The sequence below is a fragment of the Sphingomonas citricola genome, assembly GCF_019429535.1.
Lineage (GTDB): Bacteria > Pseudomonadota > Alphaproteobacteria > Sphingomonadales > Sphingomonadaceae > Sphingomonas > Sphingomonas citricola.
Genome location: NZ_JAHXZM010000004.1, coordinates 285,824 through 302,245 on the forward strand (window position 1 = coordinate 285,824; position 16,422 = coordinate 302,245).

Annotated in this window: 18 protein-coding genes; 9 read left to right on the forward strand and 9 right to left on the reverse strand. The window is 68.4% G+C overall.

Annotation, left to right across the window (positions count from 1 at the left end; genetic code table 11):
* Positions 1-51 precede the first annotated feature (51 nt).
* The 6 genes from KZ810_RS11995 to KZ810_RS12020 are packed head-to-tail and all read left to right on the forward strand — an operon-like array spanning position 52 to position 5,666.
* Positions 52-357 (forward strand): DUF6489 family protein, encoded by a 306-nt coding sequence (locus tag KZ810_RS11995; protein WP_258044817.1) that lies wholly within the window; start codon positions 52-54, stop codon positions 355-357.
* On the forward strand, positions 357-1,634 hold the full coding sequence (mnmE, locus tag KZ810_RS12000; RefSeq protein WP_219769343.1) for a tRNA uridine-5-carboxymethylaminomethyl(34) synthesis GTPase MnmE: 1,278 nt from the start codon (positions 357-359) through the stop codon (positions 1,632-1,634). Before KZ810_RS11995 ends, mnmE begins: the two co-directional genes overlap by 1 nt.
* Positions 1,635-3,368: a tRNA uridine-5-carboxymethylaminomethyl(34) synthesis enzyme MnmG gene (mnmG, locus tag KZ810_RS12005; RefSeq protein WP_219769344.1), complete on the forward strand. Its 1,734-nt coding sequence runs from the start codon at positions 1,635-1,637 to the stop codon at positions 3,366-3,368.
* The gene (gene rsmG, locus KZ810_RS12010; RefSeq protein ID WP_308461543.1) at positions 3,329-3,991 is read left to right on the forward strand and encodes a 16S rRNA (guanine(527)-N(7))-methyltransferase RsmG; all 663 of its coding nucleotides are present in this window, start codon (positions 3,329-3,331) and stop codon (positions 3,989-3,991) included. The genes mnmG and rsmG overlap by 40 nt, the downstream gene beginning before the upstream one ends.
* Positions 3,973-4,758 (forward strand): ParA family protein, encoded by a 786-nt coding sequence (locus tag KZ810_RS12015; RefSeq protein ID WP_219769345.1) that lies wholly within the window; start codon positions 3,973-3,975, stop codon positions 4,756-4,758. The genes rsmG and KZ810_RS12015 overlap by 19 nt, the downstream gene beginning before the upstream one ends.
* A complete protein-coding gene (locus tag KZ810_RS12020; protein WP_219769346.1) occupies positions 4,755-5,666 on the forward strand; it encodes a ParB/RepB/Spo0J family partition protein in 912 nt (303 codons plus the stop codon). Before KZ810_RS12015 ends, KZ810_RS12020 begins: the two co-directional genes overlap by 4 nt.
* Positions 5,667-5,673: 7 nt before the next feature.
* On the opposite strand, the gene holA is transcribed toward KZ810_RS12020, so the two are convergent.
* Genes holA through KZ810_RS12040 form a run of 4 tightly spaced genes read right to left on the reverse strand, consistent with a single transcriptional unit; the run spans position 5,674 to position 10,191 of the window.
* Complete coding sequence (gene holA, locus KZ810_RS12025; protein WP_219769347.1) at positions 5,674-6,681, reverse strand: DNA polymerase III subunit delta; 1,008 nt, start codon at positions 6,679-6,681, stop codon at positions 5,674-5,676.
* On the reverse strand, positions 6,678-7,184 hold the full coding sequence (lptE, locus tag KZ810_RS12030) for an LPS assembly lipoprotein LptE (RefSeq protein WP_219769348.1): 507 nt from the start codon (positions 7,182-7,184) through the stop codon (positions 6,678-6,680). Before lptE ends, holA begins: the two co-directional genes overlap by 4 nt.
* Positions 7,181-9,724: a leucine--tRNA ligase gene (gene leuS, locus KZ810_RS12035; RefSeq protein WP_219769349.1), complete on the reverse strand. Its 2,544-nt coding sequence runs from the start codon at positions 9,722-9,724 to the stop codon at positions 7,181-7,183. The genes lptE and leuS overlap by 4 nt, the downstream gene beginning before the upstream one ends.
* A 17-nt stretch (positions 9,725-9,741) precedes the next feature.
* Complete coding sequence (locus KZ810_RS12040) at positions 9,742-10,191, reverse strand: DUF3576 domain-containing protein (RefSeq protein ID WP_219769350.1); 450 nt, start codon at positions 10,189-10,191, stop codon at positions 9,742-9,744.
* Between the two features lie 212 nt (positions 10,192-10,403).
* Here KZ810_RS12040 and KZ810_RS12045 point away from each other — a divergent pair, with 212 nt between their 5' ends.
* Positions 10,404-11,120 (forward strand): hypothetical protein, encoded by a 717-nt coding sequence (locus KZ810_RS12045; protein WP_444547604.1) that lies wholly within the window; start codon positions 10,404-10,406, stop codon positions 11,118-11,120.
* Positions 11,121-11,129: 9 nt separating this feature from the next.
* Here KZ810_RS12045 and KZ810_RS12050 read toward each other — a convergent pair whose 3' ends face one another.
* The gene (locus tag KZ810_RS12050; protein WP_219769351.1) at positions 11,130-11,606 is read right to left on the reverse strand and encodes a thiamine phosphate synthase; all 477 of its coding nucleotides are present in this window, start codon (positions 11,604-11,606) and stop codon (positions 11,130-11,132) included.
* A 91-nt stretch (positions 11,607-11,697) separates the two neighbouring features.
* Between KZ810_RS12050 and KZ810_RS12055 the strand changes: the two genes are divergently transcribed.
* Entirely contained in the window at positions 11,698-12,414 is a 717-nt protein-coding gene (locus KZ810_RS12055) for a YggS family pyridoxal phosphate-dependent enzyme (protein ID WP_219769352.1), read from the forward strand.
* Positions 12,411-13,124, forward strand: coding sequence for an HAD family hydrolase (locus KZ810_RS12060; RefSeq protein ID WP_373369161.1), 714 nt, complete (start codon positions 12,411-12,413; stop codon positions 13,122-13,124). Before KZ810_RS12055 ends, KZ810_RS12060 begins: the two co-directional genes overlap by 4 nt.
* On the opposite strand, the gene KZ810_RS12065 is transcribed toward KZ810_RS12060, so the two are convergent.
* From KZ810_RS12065 to KZ810_RS12080, 4 genes are all read right to left on the reverse strand, one after another.
* Positions 13,105-13,593 carry a YdcF family protein gene (locus KZ810_RS12065; RefSeq protein WP_219769353.1) on the reverse strand — a complete coding sequence of 163 codons (489 nt, stop codon included), beginning with the start codon at positions 13,591-13,593 and terminating at the stop codon, positions 13,105-13,107. The two genes, KZ810_RS12060 and KZ810_RS12065, sit on opposite strands and share 20 nt — an antisense overlap.
* A 4-nt stretch (positions 13,594-13,597) precedes the next feature.
* Complete coding sequence (gene ribA / locus KZ810_RS12070; protein ID WP_219769480.1) at positions 13,598-14,656, reverse strand: GTP cyclohydrolase II; 1,059 nt, start codon at positions 14,654-14,656, stop codon at positions 13,598-13,600.
* On the reverse strand, positions 14,650-15,432 hold the full coding sequence (locus KZ810_RS12075) for an exodeoxyribonuclease III (RefSeq protein WP_219769354.1): 783 nt from the start codon (positions 15,430-15,432) through the stop codon (positions 14,650-14,652). The genes ribA and KZ810_RS12075 overlap by 7 nt, the downstream gene beginning before the upstream one ends.
* A 373-nt stretch (positions 15,433-15,805) precedes the next feature.
* Complete coding sequence (locus tag KZ810_RS12080) at positions 15,806-16,387, reverse strand: LolA family protein (RefSeq protein WP_219769481.1); 582 nt, start codon at positions 16,385-16,387, stop codon at positions 15,806-15,808.
* Positions 16,388-16,422 lie beyond the last annotated feature (35 nt).

The following is a 16,422-nucleotide window of genomic DNA, read 5'->3' on the forward strand; positions in this document are numbered from 1 at the left end:
CCCACCACCTAGCGCCTAGCCACGTGCCCGAACGGTCGCAACGCGCGAACGTTGCCGCGCGACAGCGAGGTCGGGCATGATGTCGCGGTGTCGGGCGGGCACGTCACGGGAGATCACAGAGTGAAGGTAACGATCGAAGTCGAATGCACGCCGGAGGAGGCACGCCGCGCGATGGGATTGCCTGACCTGTCCCCGTTGCACGACCATTATCTGGCGCGGATGCGGGAGGCGATGGATCATGGCGGCGTCTCTCCGGAGGCGATCAACGCGATGATGAAGAACTGGGCGCCGATGGGCGACGCGAGCATCGATTTCTGGCGCACGATGTTCAACGCGGCCGCGAAGCCGGCGGGTTGATGGACACGATCTTCGCAGTGTCGAGCGGCCGTCCGCCTGCGGCGATCGCAGTCCTGCGGATCAGCGGACCGGCAGCGTTCGATATCGTGAGCCGGATTGCGGGCGCGCTGCCGACACCGCGGCGCGCAACGCTGCGCACCTTGCGCGGCGGGGATGGCGAAGCGCTCGATCAGGCGCTGGTACTCACCTTTCCCGGTCCGGCGACCGCGACGGGGGAAGATCTGGCAGAGTTTCACCTACATGGCGGGCGGGCGGTCGTCGCCGCGGTGGAGGCGGAGCTCGCGCGGCTTCCCGGTCTGCGCCCCGCGCTGGCGGGTGAGTTCACGCGACGCGCGCTGGAAAACGGCCGGCTCGATCTGGCGCAAGCGCAGGGGCTGGCCGATCTGCTCGCCGCTGAGACCGAACGCGAACGCAAGGCTGCGCTCGCCGCGACCGAGGGCGAGATCAGCCGCGCGGTGGCGGATTGGCTGACGCGGATCGCGGGTGTGTCCGCCGTGGTCGAGGCGTCTCTGGATTACAGTGACGAAGACGATGTCGCTGCGGCGGATCAGCTTCCCGTAACGGCGGATATCGCCGAGCTTGCATCGGACATTGCGGCGGTGCTCAAGCGCCCAACGGTGGAACGTCTGCGCGAGGGGGTGACGGTCGTGCTCGCGGGGCCGCCCAACGCTGGCAAGTCGTCGCTCTTCAACGCACTGCTCGCGCGCGATGCCGCCATCGTCACGTCGCAAGCGGGCACCACGCGCGATACGCTGGAAGCGGTCGTCGATCGCGGCGGCAGTGCGTTCCTGCTGATCGACACCGCGGGCCTGCGCGAACACACCGACGACGCGATCGAGCAGATCGGGATTGCGCGCGCGGGCAAGGCAGTCGATCGCGCCGACATCGTCCTGTGGCTTGGGGAGCCCGATGCCGCCCCTGCCGGCGCTGTATTGGTCCACGCGCGCGCCGATGCGATCGATCGCACTCCGGCTCCCGCTGGTGCGATCGCGACAGCGATCGGGGACCCGGTGAGCGTACAGCGGCTCTGGGACCATATCCAACAGCGCGCAGCCGACCTCATTCCGCCGACCTCCACCGCGTTGCTCCATCGGCAACAGCGTGACCGCGTTGTCGCTGCGCACACCGCGTTGCGGCAGGCGGCAGTTGAAAGTGACCTGCTGTTGGTGGCAGAGCATCTGCGCACCGCGCGCGGTCATCTGGCCGCATTGCTGGGTGTCGACGCCACCGAGGCGATGCTCGATGCCCTGTTCGCGCGCTTCTGCGTTGGGAAATGAATGTTCCACGTGAAACATGATTTTGACGTGGTGGTCGTTGGTGGCGGCCACGCTGGTACTGAGGCGGCCGCAGCGGCCGCGCGCCGCGGGGCGCGGGTCGCGCTGTTGACGCAGCGCCCCGAGCGTGTCGGCGCGATGTCGTGCAACCCCTCGATCGGCGGGCTCGGCAAGGGGCACCTCGTTCGCGAGGTCGACGCGTTCGACGGACTGATGGCGCGGGCGAGCGATGCCGCGGCGATTCACCATCGTATGCTCAATCGTAGCAAGGGGCTCGCGGTCCAGGGTCCGCGGATACAGGCCGATCGCGGCCGTTACCTCGCCGCAGTGCAGGAGCTGCTCCGCGCGTACCCGAACCTCGTCGTGATGGCCGGCGAGGCTGCCGAGCTGGTGATCGAACGCAGCCGTGTCGGCGGCGTCGTCACGACCACGGGGCAAGTGATCCATGCCCGCGCGGTCGTGCTCGCGACCGGCACCTTCCTCGGCGGACGGCTGTTCCGCGGAAGCGAGCGACACGAGGGCGGGCGCGTGGACGAGGCACCCGCCAACCGTCTGGGCGAACAGCTACGCGGCGAAGGGCTGCCGATCGCGCGATTGAAGACGGGGACGCCGCCGCGGCTCGACGGCCGGACGATCGATTGGGCGCGGCTCGAGCCGCAGCCGTCCGACGCCGACGCTTGGACGATGTCACCGATGACCGCGGCGCGCGCGCTGCCACAGGTCGCATGCGCGATCACGCGGACGACGGTGGAGACGCACGACATCATCCGCGGCGGACTCGACGATTCACCGTTGTTCGGCGGTGCGATCGAGGGGCAAGGCCCGCGCTACTGCCCGTCGATCGAGGACAAGGTTCACCGCTTCGGCGATCGCGACGGACATCAGATCTTTCTCGAACCGGAGGCGCTCGACGACGCGACCGTCTATCCCAACGGCATCTCCACCTCGCTCGCGACCGACGTGCAAGAGGCGATGGTTCGCTCGATCTCGGGGCTGGAGCGTGCCCGCATCACGACGCCGGGATATGCGGTCGAATATGATCATGTCGATCCGCGCGCGCTCGATCATCACCTCCACCTCTCGGCGATCCCCGGCGTCTTCTGCGCCGGCCAGATCAACGGGACGACCGGGTATGAGGAAGCCGCTGCGCAGGGGCTCGTCGCAGGGCTGAACGCTGCCGCCCACGCGTGCGATCTTGCCGCGGTGAAGCTCGATCGCGCGGACAGCTATATCGGCGTGATGATCGACGACCTCGTGCTCCAGGGGGTGAGTGAGCCGTATCGGATGCTGACCGCGCGCGCCGAGTTCCGGCTTTCGCTGCGCGCCGACAATGCCGAGACGCGGCTGTCGCCGCTGGCGATAGCGATTGAATGCGTCACGCCGGCACGTCGCGCACATATCACCGCGCGCGACGAACAGCGCGCGCGCGTGCGCGCCGGTCTTGCCGACGGGGCACCGGCGGACATCGTGCGCGAGATCGAGGAGGATCAGCGTTACGCCCCCTACCTCGCTCGTCAGGCTGACGAGATCGAGCGAATGCGCAGGGACGAGGGTATCGCCCTCCCCCCGCTGTCGACGCTGAACGATGTTCCGGGGCTCTCCAACGAGATGATTGAACGACTGACGACTGCCGCCCCCCGCACGCTTGCCGAGGCGTCGCGCGTCCGCGGCGTCACGCCCGCAGCGCTCTCGACCCTGTGGCTTCACGCCCGCAAATTGCAGAAGCAGCACGCATGAACGAGGATCAAGCACGTGTGTGGCTTGCTGAGCGTTTCCCCTCCCCCGCGATTGCTCGGCTCGAACGTTTTGCGTCTATCGTCCGTGACGAGACCGAGCGGCAGAACCTCATCTCCCCCTCGACGATCCCACTGATCTGGTCACGGCATATCGCCGACTCCGCGCAATTGTTGGCGGTCGCCCCCGCCAACGCGCGGACGTGGACGGATATCGGCACGGGCGCGGGCTTTCCGGGGATCGTCGCCGCCATCCTGTTCGACGGGCACGTCACGATGGTCGAACCGCGTGCTAAGCGGGCAACCTTCCTGCGCGACGCCGTCGATATGCTCGGCATCGAGGCAACCGTCCATCAGGCGCGCGCCGAGACGGCCCCGGTCGAGCGGACCGACATCATTTCCGCGCGCGCGGTTGCGGCCGTCGATGCGCTGTTCGCGATAACCGCTCATTATCGTTCGCCATTAACCACTTACCTGCTTCCGCGCGGGCGATCGGGGCAGGATGAGATTGTCAAAGCACGCGCGGAATGGCACGGAACGTTCCACGTGGAACAGAGCATCACTGATCCCGCATCCTCATTACTGATCGCGACAGGAGTACGCCCCCGATGTTCTGCATCGCGATAGCCAATCAGAAGGGCGGCGTCGGCAAGACCACCAGCGCGATCAATCTCGGCACCGCGCTCGCCGCATCGGGACACCGGGTACTGCTGATCGACGTCGATCCGCAGGGTAACGCATCGACCGGGCTGGGGATCGGTCACGCGATGCGGACACGGTCGAGCTATGACGTGCTGATCGACGCGGGTGGGCTGGACGCGGGTGTCGTTCACACCGCAGTTCCCAAACTCGACATCATCCCCGCCACCGTCGACCTGTCCGGCGCGGAGATCGAACTCGTCGAGCTCGACCAACGCACGCACCGGCTGCACATGGCGCTGGAGCAGAGCTGCGGCGATTGGGACATCGTTCTGATCGATTGCCCGCCCTCGCTTGGACTCCTGACAATCAACGCCATGGTCGCGGCCGATGCGCTGCTCGTGCCGCTGCAATGCGAATTCTTCGCGCTAGAGGGGCTGAGCCAGTTGCTCAGCACCGTCGAGCGGATCCGCGCGCGGTTCAATCCCGCGCTGTCGATCCTGGGCGTCGCGCTGACGATGTACGATCGGCGCAACCGCCTGACCGAACAGGTGTCGAGCGACGTGCGCGCGGTGCTCGGCAAGGTGGTGTTCGAAACCGTCATTCCGCGCAACGTGCGTCTGTCCGAAGCGCCGAGCCACGGCCTACCCGCGCTGATCTACGATCATCGATGCAGCGGATCGGAGGCGTATATGGCGCTTGCACGCGAGTTGATCGTGCGGCTGCCCAAGGTTGAGGCGGAGGTCGCGGCATGAGCGAGGCAGCGACAAGGCGCAATCGCGGGGGGCTGGGCCGCGGCCTGGGCGCCCTGCTCGGCGACGTCGCGCGCGACGAGCGCGAGGCATCGGCCAGCGGCGAGGCACGTGCGTCGGTTCGCATGATTCCGGTTGGCGCAATCTCGCCGCACCCCGAGCAGCCGCGGCGCCATTTCGACGAGACCAAGCTAGAGGAGCTCGCCGCCTCGATCGCGGAGCGCGGAATCATCCAGCCGATCGTCGTGCGTCCACACGGGCATGGCTATCAGATCGTCGCGGGCGAGCGTCGCTGGCGCGCGGCGCAGCGCGCGCGGCTGCACGAGGTACCCGTCGTCGTCCGCGATTACAGCGACAGCGACACACTGCAGATCGCGCTGGTCGAGAACATTCAGCGTCAGGAACTGAACGCAATCGAGGAGGCCGAGGCGTATCAGCGGCTGCTCGGCGAGTTCGGGCATACGCAGGAGGCGCTCGCGAAGGTCGTTCACAAGTCGCGCAGCCACGTCGCCAACCTGCTCCGGCTGCTCGACCTGCCGCCCGCGATCCAGTCTCAGGTCGTCGACGGATCGCTGTCGATGGGGCACGCGCGCGCGATCATCACCGCGCCCGATCCCGCCGCACTCGCCAGTCAGGTCGTAGCCAAGGGGCTGTCGGTACGACAGACCGAGAAGCTGGCGAGCACAGGAAAGAAGAAACCGAAGGCCAGCTCGCCGAGCGTCGCCGAGCCAACAGTCGGTGACACGAGCGGCGCGGACATCGCCGCGCTGGAGAATCAACTCGCCGATCTGCTGGGCCTGAAGGTCAGGATCACGTTCACGCCCGCGGGCAGCGGGACGATCGCCCTCGACTATAGCACGCTCGAGCAGCTCGACATGGTGTGCCAGCGTTTGAGCGGCGAGGGGATCTGATCGCCGCTCAGCGGCGGCGTGCGAGAGTCAATAACTGGTGGTCAGCGATCGTCCGCCCCGCCGCACCACGGGCCATGACCTCGCGCTCGGTCGCGCGCACGATCTCCAGCGCGCGCATCAGCCGCTGCACGCTCCACCGCTGAAGCGCCGCGATCGTCGCTCCCTCCTCGCGCCAGAAGACGCGGAAGCGCTTCACGACCTGCCCGGCCCCCTCGCCCGCGTCGACCGCTGCGCGCATCTCAGCGAGGCTCGCCAGCCGCCGCGCAAGCGCCCGCAGCCACGGGATCGGCGAGGCATCTGCCCCCTCCATCGGTCGCAGCGCGGCGATCAACGCGCTCGCGTCGCCCGCGATGACCGCCTCGACGATCGGCGTGATTTCGCCTTCGTCCAGCTCGGCACCAATCTCGGCCAGGTCCGACATGCCTGCGTCGCGCGGATGTTCCACGCCGGCGTCGAGGTACAGCGCCAGCTTGTCGACCTCCGACGCCATGATCGCGCGATCGCCATCCCCTGCCCGCACGATCCGCGCGGCAACACCCGCGCCGAGCCGCAATCCCTGTTCGCGTGCCATGGTGGTGACCAACGCCTCGGCATTGTTTCCCTCGGGCGGATAGCAGGCGAAACTCATCGCGCGGTCGCCGGCGAGCGCGATCTTTACCAGCCGCCCCGTCGCCTTCACCGATGGCGCGATCATGACGACCGGATTACCCGCGCTGGGGGCTTCGAGCAGTGCCTCGACCGCGTCGGCACTCTCCTCGCCCGCACCGACGACGCGGACGAAACGGCGTTCGCCGAACAGCGAAAGGGAGGCGGCCTCGTCGGCCAGTTTCGCGGGATCGTTCCGCAGGCTCGCCGCGTCGAGATCGACACGCTCCGCTGCTTCCCCCATGCTGCGCGCGAGCCGCGTCGCGAAGGCCAGCGCACCCGATTCATCGGGGCCGTGGAGCAGGAACAACCGAATATCGCCGCCGCCGCGGTCAAGCGCCGCGGTCAGCTGCGCCTGCGTCGCCTTCACGGCTGCGGCTGCGCGCGTCGCCTCGCGTAGAGCGCCAGCCGCGCGACGATCTGGTCGGCGATCACCACCGACAGCCGCTCTAGCGCGGTGTTTTCCGCGGCGACGACGGCATAGTCGCTCTGTACGACGTCGACGCCGACGTCCGATCCCGCGGTCTGATCGAGCACCACCGTCCCCGCCGCCGCGTCGACCAACTGGTAACGCGCGCGCAGCGTCCGCCGTTCGCGCGTGACGCTGTTGTCACGCCGGACACCCAGGCCCCGAATCTGATCATCGAGCTTGACGACCAGACGATAGGGTGCGCCACCGCTCGACACCGCACCGAGCCGGTCCTTGAGCGCGTTGGCAACAAGCCAGCCCGCCTTCCCCTCGATCGGGTCGATCTCGACCTGACCGATCGACTGCGCGACCGGGCCCGCGCCGCCGCCCGAATAGAGCGGTTGAAGCCCGCAGCCAGCCAACAGCACCGACGCGAGCGTGGCGAGAGGAAGCCGCCGGATCACGCGACGATGTTCACGAGACGGTCGGGCACGACGATGACCTTTCGTGGCGGCTTGCCGTCGAGCAGGCGGGCCACCTTCTCGCTCGCCAGCGCCGCGGCCTCGGTCGTGTCCTTCGGCGCGCCCTTGGGCATCATCAGCGTGTCGCGAAGCTTGCCGTTGACCTGTACCGCAATCGTCACCTCGTCCTCGACCAGCATCGCGGGATCGACCGCGGGCCATGCCGCGTCCGCGACCAACCCGGTCTCACCGCGTGCCGCCCACGCCTCCTCGGCCAGATGCGGGACCATCGGCGCGACGAGGCGGATCAACGTGTCGATCGCCTCGGCGCGCGACGCGGACGCCGGTGCCTTCTCGACCGCGCTGGTCAGCTCGTACAGCTTAGCCACCGCCTTGTTGAACGACAGCGCCTCGATGTCGGTGGCGATCCCGGCGATCGTCTGATGCAGCTTGCGGTCGAGTGCCGCGTCGCGGTTCTCCCCCGTGTCACGGTCGGCATCGACGAGGCGCCACAACCGCTGGACGAAGCGCCACGCACCCTCGATCCCGTTCTCGCTCCATTCCAGATCGCGCTCGGGCGGGGAGTCGGACAGCATGAACCACCGCACCGCGTCCGCGCCATATTGGTCCACGATCGGCTCGGGATCGACGGTGTTCTTCTTCGACTTGGACATCTTCTCGACCCGGCCACGGATGACCGGGATCGAGGCACCCGCCTCGGTCATGAACGAGAGCGCGCCGCCCTCCCCGACGCTCAGATCCGCAGGGTTCACCCACAGAGCGGCCGGCGGGCCGTCGTGGTCGGGGATGTCGAGCCGGTACGTCTCGTGCGTCACCATGCCCTGCGTGAACAGTCCGGTGAACGGCTCCGCCACGTCGAGCAACCCGACGTGACGCAGCGCGCGCGTCCAGAAGCGGGCGTAGAGCAGGTGCAGGATCGCGTGCTCGACCCCGCCGATATACTGCCCGACCGGCAGCCACGATTCCGCTACCGCCTGGTCGAACGGCTTATCACCCGGCGCGCTGGCGAAGCGGATGAAATACCACGAAGAGTCGGCGAACGTGTCGAGCGTGTCGGTGTCGCGCAGCGCCTCGCCGCCGCACGTCGGGCACGCGACGTGTTTCCACGTCGGATGGCGGTCGAGCGGATTGCCCGGCACGTCGAAGCTGACGTCCTCGGGCAGCACCACCGGCAATTGCGCACTCGGCACCGGCACCTCGCCGCACGCGGCGCAGTGGATGATCGGGATCGGCGTGCCCCAGTAACGCTGGCGGCTGACCCCCCAGTCGCGCAGGCGATAGACCGTCGTTCCCTCGCCCCAGCCCGCTTCCTGCGCGCGCGCGATCACCGAGCGCTTGGCATCCTCGACGCTCATCCCGTCGAGCTCGCAAGAGTTCACCAGCACGCCGGGGCCGGTGTAGGCCGCGTCGTCGTCGAACGCCGGGTCAGTCCGCTCGCCATCGGCGACGACGCGGCGGATCGGCAGATCGTATTTGGTCGCGAATTCGAAGTCGCGCTGGTCGTGCGCGGGCACACCGAACACCGCGCCGGTGCCGTATTCCATCAGCACGAAGTTCGCGATGTAGACCGGCAGCTCGCCCGCGCCCAGCGGATGCGACGCGGTCAACCCGGTGTCGAACCCGAGTTTCTCCTGCGTTTCCAGCTCGGCCGCGGTGGTGCCGCCCTGCTTGCAGCGTTCGATGAAAGCCGCAGCTTCGGAGTTCTGCGCGGCGAGCGCTTGCGCGATCGGATGATCCGCCGCGACCGCGACGAAGCTCGCGCCGTAGATCGTGTCGGGCCGCGTCGTGAACACCTCGACGCTGCCACCATCGGAAAGCGCGAAGCGGAACCGCAACCCCTGGCTGCGGCCGATCCAGTTCTCCTGCATCAACCGGACCTTGTCGGGCCAGTGTTCGAGGCTGCCCAGCCCCTCGATCAATTCGTCGGCGAATTGCGTGATCTTCAGGAACCACTGCGAGAGCTTGCGCTTCTCGACCAGCGCACCCGATCGCCAGCCGCGGCCGTCGATCACCTGTTCGTTGGCGAGCACGGTCATATCGACCGGGTCCCAATTGACCGCCGATTCCTTGCGATAGACCAGCCCGGCTTCGTAAAAGGCGAGGAACAGCGCCTGCTCGTGCCCGTAGTAATTGGGCTCGCAGGTGGCCAGCTCGCGAGTCCAGTCGAGCGCGAAGCCCAGCCGCTTCAGCTGCGCCTTCATCGTCGCGATGTTCGATCGCGTCCAATTGCCCGGATGGACGCCCTTCTCCATCGCGGCATTCTCGGCCGGCATCCCGAACGCGTCCCACCCCATCGGGTGAAGCACCTCGTGCCCCGTCATGCGGCGATAGCGCGCCAGCACGTCGCCCATCGTATAGTTGCGAACGTGCCCCATGTGGATCTTCCCCGACGGATAGGGAAACATCTCGAGCACGTAGGTCTTGGGCTTAGCGCTGTGGTCGTCGGCGGCGAAGGTGCGGCGTTCGTCCCACACCTGCTGCCAGTGCGCGTCCGCCTTCAGGGCATTGAACCGGGAAGCCATGATCGGTGTCGCGTCGCTCAGCCGGTGACCGAACCGCGGCGCAGGTCGCGCGCCTTGGTCAGGATGATGTCCTCGAGCTTCTGCGTCGTCGCGGCCGCGACCGGCGCCGACACCCACTGCCCGCCACGATTGACCTCGCGTAGCGCCGCGACCCGCACCGCGTCGGCGCGCAGGTCCTGGTCGAGAATCGACACCGTCACCTTCATCCGCTCGGTCGGGAGCTGCGGGTTGACGTACCAGTCGGTCACGACGACGCCACCGTTCGAATCGGTCTGGAGCAGCGGCATGAAGCTCAGCGTGTCGAGCGTCGCGCGCCACAGGTAGCTGTTGACGCCGATCGTCGTGACCTTGGAGGCCGCGAGGTCGGCGGACGGACGCTTGTTGCCGCCGGTGCTGCATCCTGCGAGCACGGTTGAAGTGGCGAGGGCGGCGCAAAGGCCGAGGGCAACACGCGAACGGCGAAACATGGCAGGTTCCTTGGCAAAATCACGCGCCGAGCGGCGGGCGCACCATCAGCCTCCACCTGTATCCGCCCGCACGAAGCGCGGCAAGCGCGCGCGGGCTGTGCTATATCCGCAACACTCCGCCTGATTCGGCTTTCGCCCTGATGGACTTGGAACCCGAAGCTGCTAGGTCGCTTGTCGGAGCGGCGTAGATCGCCGTTGAGGGGTTTTGAGTCGTGAACGCACGTCGGGTCATTGCTGGCAGCATGGGGGTAGCCTGCGCGGCAATCGCCTTTGCCGTCGCGCCCGCGTTCGGTGCCGCCGAGACCGCGCCGCGCACCGTGAAGCGCTTCGTCGCGCCGCGTGTCGCCGGCACCTTCACCCCCGCCGCCGCCGATCCGAAACTCGCCGCCTTGTTCGCGCGCAGCGGCCTCGACGCGAGCGGGTTCAGCTTCACCCCGTCCGAATCGCGCAGCGGCAGCCGCTCGGTCACCGTCGCGGTCCGTGCGCGCTCGACGCTCGCACCGTCGCGCGACAACAGCCGTCTCGCGGCCGCGGCCCCCAGCCCCACCGTCGGGCTGGCGCCGATCGCGTACAACCTGGGCGTCTCGGTCGGGTGGAAACGGTTCGCGGTCACGGGTGACATGGCGAAGGTCGATCTGGCGGCGACGCCGGGCGGGCGCGAATCGTCCGATCTCGCACTCAGCTACGCGGGCAACCACATCTCGGGTCAGCTGCGCGCCACCGCCGACCGCGCGCTCGCGGGGACGCCGAGCCTTGTCGCCGAACGGCCGAGCTACTCGCTCGATCTCGGCGGCTCCTATTCGCTGACGCGCAACATCGATCTGACCGCGGGCATGCGTTACAAGAGCGAGCGTGAGCGGCTGACGCGGCGCGAGGACGACCGCCACGACAGCCAGGCCGTCTACGTGGGCACCGCCTTCCGCTTCTGATCGCGCAGGTTACGGCAACCAGCCGTCGATGGCCGCGTAACCGTAAAAGCCGTGCATTGCCCGGAAACGAGTCTCGTTCACCCCCCCGAGAGCAATGATCGGGACGCCTGCCGCGTGCCCGATCATGCGCGCGCGTCGAACCCCTAGCGCCACAGCGCCCGGATGCGACCGGGTGGCGAACATCGGCGAGACGAACACCGCCTGCGCGCCCGCGATCCGCGCCTGACGTGCCTGCCGGACCGAATGCACCGGCCAGGTAATCAGCCCGCTACCGACGCGTCCGTGCACGCCATCCTCCCCTGGCATCCGCATCGAGCCGGCGCGAACCAGCACCAGCCCGCGCGTCAGGGCGACGCGCCGCACCCGCGCGAACAGCCGCGCGCGTTCGACCGGCGGCAGCGAATAGTGCCGGAATACCACACCCCCGCCGCGCGGCAGCCGTCGCAGCGCCTGCCACAACGCGTCTCCCATCCGCTCGTCGGTCATCAACCAGCGCGTCGGCAACGGCCGGGGTGCGCCGGGGTTGATCGAGCGACTGGGGTGGCGGGGCCTCATCACGCCGCCTATAGCCCGCGCAATGCCGTTCGACGAACCCTCGCTCACCCCGCGACCCGCACCGCGTGTCCGTGACGACCGCCCCGCGACCGAACGGCTGGTCGACATTCGCGCTCGGATCGACAAGGCGGCGGCGATCGCGCGGCGTGCCCCAGGCGACGTCACCCTGATCGCGGTGTCGAAGACGCACCCGGCGACCGCGATCCTGCCGCTGCTTGCGGCCGGACACCGCGACTTCGGCGAAAACCGGGTACAGGAAGCCGAGGCAAAGTGGCCCGGGTTGCGCGACCAATATCCAGACGTACGGCTCCACCTGATCGGCCAGCTTCAGTCGAACAAGGCACGCGACGCGGTGCGGATCGCCGATGCGATCCACGCGGTAGACCGTGCGTCGCTGGTCGTCGCACTCGCGCGCGCGATGGAGCAGGAAGGGCGTCGCCCCACCTGCTTCCTCCAGGTCAACATCGGCGACGAGCCGCAGAAGGGCGGCTGCGCGATCGCCGACCTGCCGGCGCTGCTCGCCGAGGCGCGCGGGGTCGACCTGCCGGTCGCCGGGCTTATGTGCCTGCCGCCCGCGGGGCTCGAGGCCGCGCCCTATTTCGCGCTGCTCGCGAAGATCGCGCGCGAGCATGATCTGACCGGGCTCAGCATGGGAATGTCCGAGGACTACGAAACCGCGGTGACGCTCGGCGCGACGCACGTCCGCGTCGGCTCCGCGCTGTTCGGTACGCGCGCGTGACGGTCGACGTCGTGCCGCAGGGGAAGCGAGCCCCCCGACCGATCCAGTGCCGTTTCGCGGCACTCTTGTTCGATTTCGACGGCGTGCTGATCGAGAGCGAGGCCGCGGGCAATCGCCAGATCGCGGAATTCCTGACCGGGATCGGCCACCCGACCACCCCCGAACAGTCGATGGCCAATTTCATGGGGCTGTCGGGCGCCGATTTCCGCGGCGCGGTTGAGCGCTGGATCGGCGGGCCGCTGCCCGACAGCTTCCACGCGGCGCGCGCGGCCGAGGATGCGCGCTGCATCGCCGACGGGATCGAGGAGGTCGCGGGCGCGGTCGCCTTCGTTCGCAGCCTGCCGGCCGCGTTGCCCAAGGCGGTCGTATCGTCGAGCAATACGCGCTGGCTCCACGCGCACCTCGCGCACCTCGGGCTCACCGATGTCTTCGGCGAGCACGTCTATTCGGGGACCGAGCACGTCACGCGCGGCAAACCCGCGCCCGATTTGTACCTCTACGCCGCACAGCGGCTGGGCGTGGCGATCGAACGCTGCGCGATCCTGGAGGACTCGCCCGTCGGCGCCACCGGCGCGGTCGCGAGCGGCGGCTATGTCATCGGGCTCGTCGCCGGGACGCACTGCGCACCCGGCCACGACGAACGCCTGCGCGCGATCGGGGTTGACGCGATCGCGCACGATTTCGGCGCGGTCAGCGCGCTCCTCGCCTGAACCGCGCCCAGGTGCCCGCCACCGCGTCGTACGGCAGCGCTAGCAGCTCGCGCGCATAGGCGCGGGCGCGTCGCCTCGCAGGGCGATGACCGTGATCGAGCCGCGCGCCGGCGGTCGCGACGCCGAACAGCCGCATCAGCATACGCGCACGCGGCTGGTGCCAATTGTCGGTACAGGCGATGCACCGCGTGATCCCGTTCGCCCGCGCGTGGATCGCCGCGGCACGCGCGGTCTGCAACGTGTCGCGGCTCACCTCATCGAGCACCAGTCGGTCCGCGGCGACCAGATCGCGCAGCCCGCGCGCGATCACCGACGCCTCCGATGGCCCCTCGCGTCCGATCGCACCCGAGCAGAAGACGATCGCGCGGGGATGCGTCGACGCCAGTTGCCGCGCGAGCGCGATCCGTCCGGCGAGCGCGCCGCTCGGCTGTCCACCGGCACGCACCGCGGCACCGAACACCACGATCATCGCGTCAGAACTGATGACCGGTCCGGTCGCGCTTGGTCGCGAGATAGCGCTCGTTGTGCGGATTAGGGGTGAGGAAATGCGGAACGCGCTCGATCACCGCGATCCCCGCCGCCTCCAGCCCCGCAACCTTGGCGGGATTGTTGGTTAGCAGCCGCACCTCCGCCTGCCCCAATAGCGCGAGCATCCGCGCCGCGACGCCAAAATCGCGCGCGTCGATCGCGAAGCCGAGCCGCGTGTTCGCATCGACGGTGTCGAACCCCTGATCCTGCAAGGCGTAGGCGCGCAGCTTGTTGATCAACCCAATCCCGCGCCCCTCCTGCCGCAGGTACAGCAGGATGCCCCATCCGCTCGCCTCGATCGCGTGGATCGCGGCATGGAGCTGCGGCCCGCAATCACACTTGAGGCTGCCGAGCACGTCGCCGGTCAGACATTCGCTGTGCAGCCGCACCACCGGCGGGCGTCCGTTGGGTGCACCGATGATCAGCGCGACATGCTCGTCCGCGCTCTCGGGCGAGCGGAAGGCGACGATCTCGGCATCCTCGGCACCATCGACCGGCAGCTTCGCGCGCACCGCGATCGACAATCGTGCCGCATCCTCGTGCGCGGCAATGTCGTCGGGGGTGATAGTCACTTCAGCGTCGCGCCCGTCGGTGAAGAAGGCGGGCAGCAGCCCCGCAATCCGCGCGAGTTGCAACGCCGCCGCGGTGGCGGTTGGCCGCGCATTGTCGAGCGTGCGGAACGGCCCCTTCATCGGCGTCGCGAGATCGCGCTGCGGATCGGCTATCGCGGTCGCCAGCGCCATGTCGAACCACGGCGCCCGCTCGATCAGCACCGGATGGTCGGGATCGCCCGCGGCGCGCTGGTTGAGCAGCTTGAGCGTGTCGGCGCGCCCGCTCGAGATCAGGATGCCGTATCGATCATCGGCGAAGTCGCGCAGACGCTCTTCGTCGGCGGTTTCGATCGCCAGCAACGTCAGCGGCGGCTCGCCCGGGGCCACGATCGCGATTGCCCAGCCGCGACGCAGCGCATCGATCGCCCGGGCCGCGTCGCGCGCGCTCACCAGTCGAACTCGGTCATGATCGGCACGTGGTCGCTCGGCTTGAGCCAACTGCGGCAATCCTCGAACACCCTGTGCGCGCGCGCCTGCGCCGCGACGTCGGCGGTCGCCCACATGTGATCGAGCCGACGCCCGCGATCGTTCTTGGTCCAGTCGGGCGAGCGATAGCTCCACCACGTGTGCAGTCGCGCGGGTGAAGGATGGAAATGACGGCCGAGATCGACCCAGCTGTTCGATGCCTTGAGCGCGTCCAGCGCCTCCACCTCGACCGGTGTGTGGCTGACGACCTTCAACAGCGCCTTGTGGCTCCACACGTCGGCGGGAAGAGGGGCGATGTTGAAATCGCCGGTCAGGATCGTCGGCGCGTCGAGCCCCTCCGACCAGCGTGTCATGCGTTCGACGAAATCGAGCTTCTGCCCGAACTTCGGGTTCACCGCGCGGTCGGGGACGTCGCCGCCCGCGGGGACATAGACGTTCTCGAGGCGAACCCCGTTCGGCAACCGCACCCCCAGATGCCGCGCCTCCTTGTTCGCCTGCCAGTCGAGCCGGTCGTCCTGGACCAGCGGGATCCGCGACACGATCGCGACGCCGTGATGCATCCGCTGCCCGTGGAGCAAAACGTGATCGTAGCCGAGCGCGCGGAAGGCATCGATCGGGAAGTCGGCGTCGATCACCTTGGTTTCCTGCAGACACAGAATGTCGGGTTGCGCCTCGCGCAGGAATTGCTCGACGATGTCGATGCGGAACCGCACCGAGTTGATGTTCCAGGATACGATCTTCACGTCGCGGCGTGTAGCGCCGCGGGCAGGGGCCTGCCAAGGGGAGGGGACGACGCGCGGTCGTGCCGGGCCCTCGGTTCTTGGTAGCGTTGATATGGCTCAGGTGGGCCCGCCGCGGGCAAAGCCCGCGTCGTCGGACGGGCCGTGCGGCCCGCCGGCCGTGCTTGGGCGTCTGGCGACTTTCGCCTGCGCCCTACGCAGAATGGCCCTCGCTCCGGGGGCAGGGAGCGAGGGCCGACCTGTCGTTCGTCACGCAGGCGGGACCGTGGAGGTTCGGGGCAACAGGGGGAAAAATCCCCGATACGCGCCACGTCCGCAGCACCACTTCTAGGCCCCGCCGCCTGTCGCTCAGATGAACGAGCCGGCAGGGTTCCATTCAGCCGGCGCGGTTCTGCCTCCGCGGGTCGTTCCAGCGGAACGTTCCGTCGCTGACCGGCTGATTGAACTTCTGCCCCGACAACCGGATCGTGGTGCGATTGCCCTGCGCGTCGAGCTGGACCCAACCCTGCAGCATCAGCCCCGCCGGCGCACTCGCGTCGCGCGCGAAGACCAGGTTGATGCGACCATATTCGGGATGCTTGGCGTCATAGCCGTCGACCGACACGACGCGTGGGTCGCCGCTCGGCACCACCTTGGCGAAGCGCGAGATGTCCTTGTTCGGGTCTAGCAGCACGCCCAGCGGCGAATTGCCGATCGGCCACCGCTGCACCTGCCGGACCGAATAATCGATGAAGGTCAGCGCCTTGCCGTCGCCGACGATCAGGATCGGGACGCCTTTTTGATACTGGAAGCGGATCCTGCCCGGCTTCTTCAGCGTCAGCGTGCCCGTCAGCACCTGCCCGTTGCGATCGGTCTGGCTGAACTGCGCTGTCATGGTGTTGACCGCCGACAGATGCCGCTGGACCGCCGCCAGGTCGCCGGTCTGCGCTGCGGCTGGCACCGAGGTCGCGACGAGCATGGCGAGCGGCAGAAAGGCTTTCACGATTGATCGCT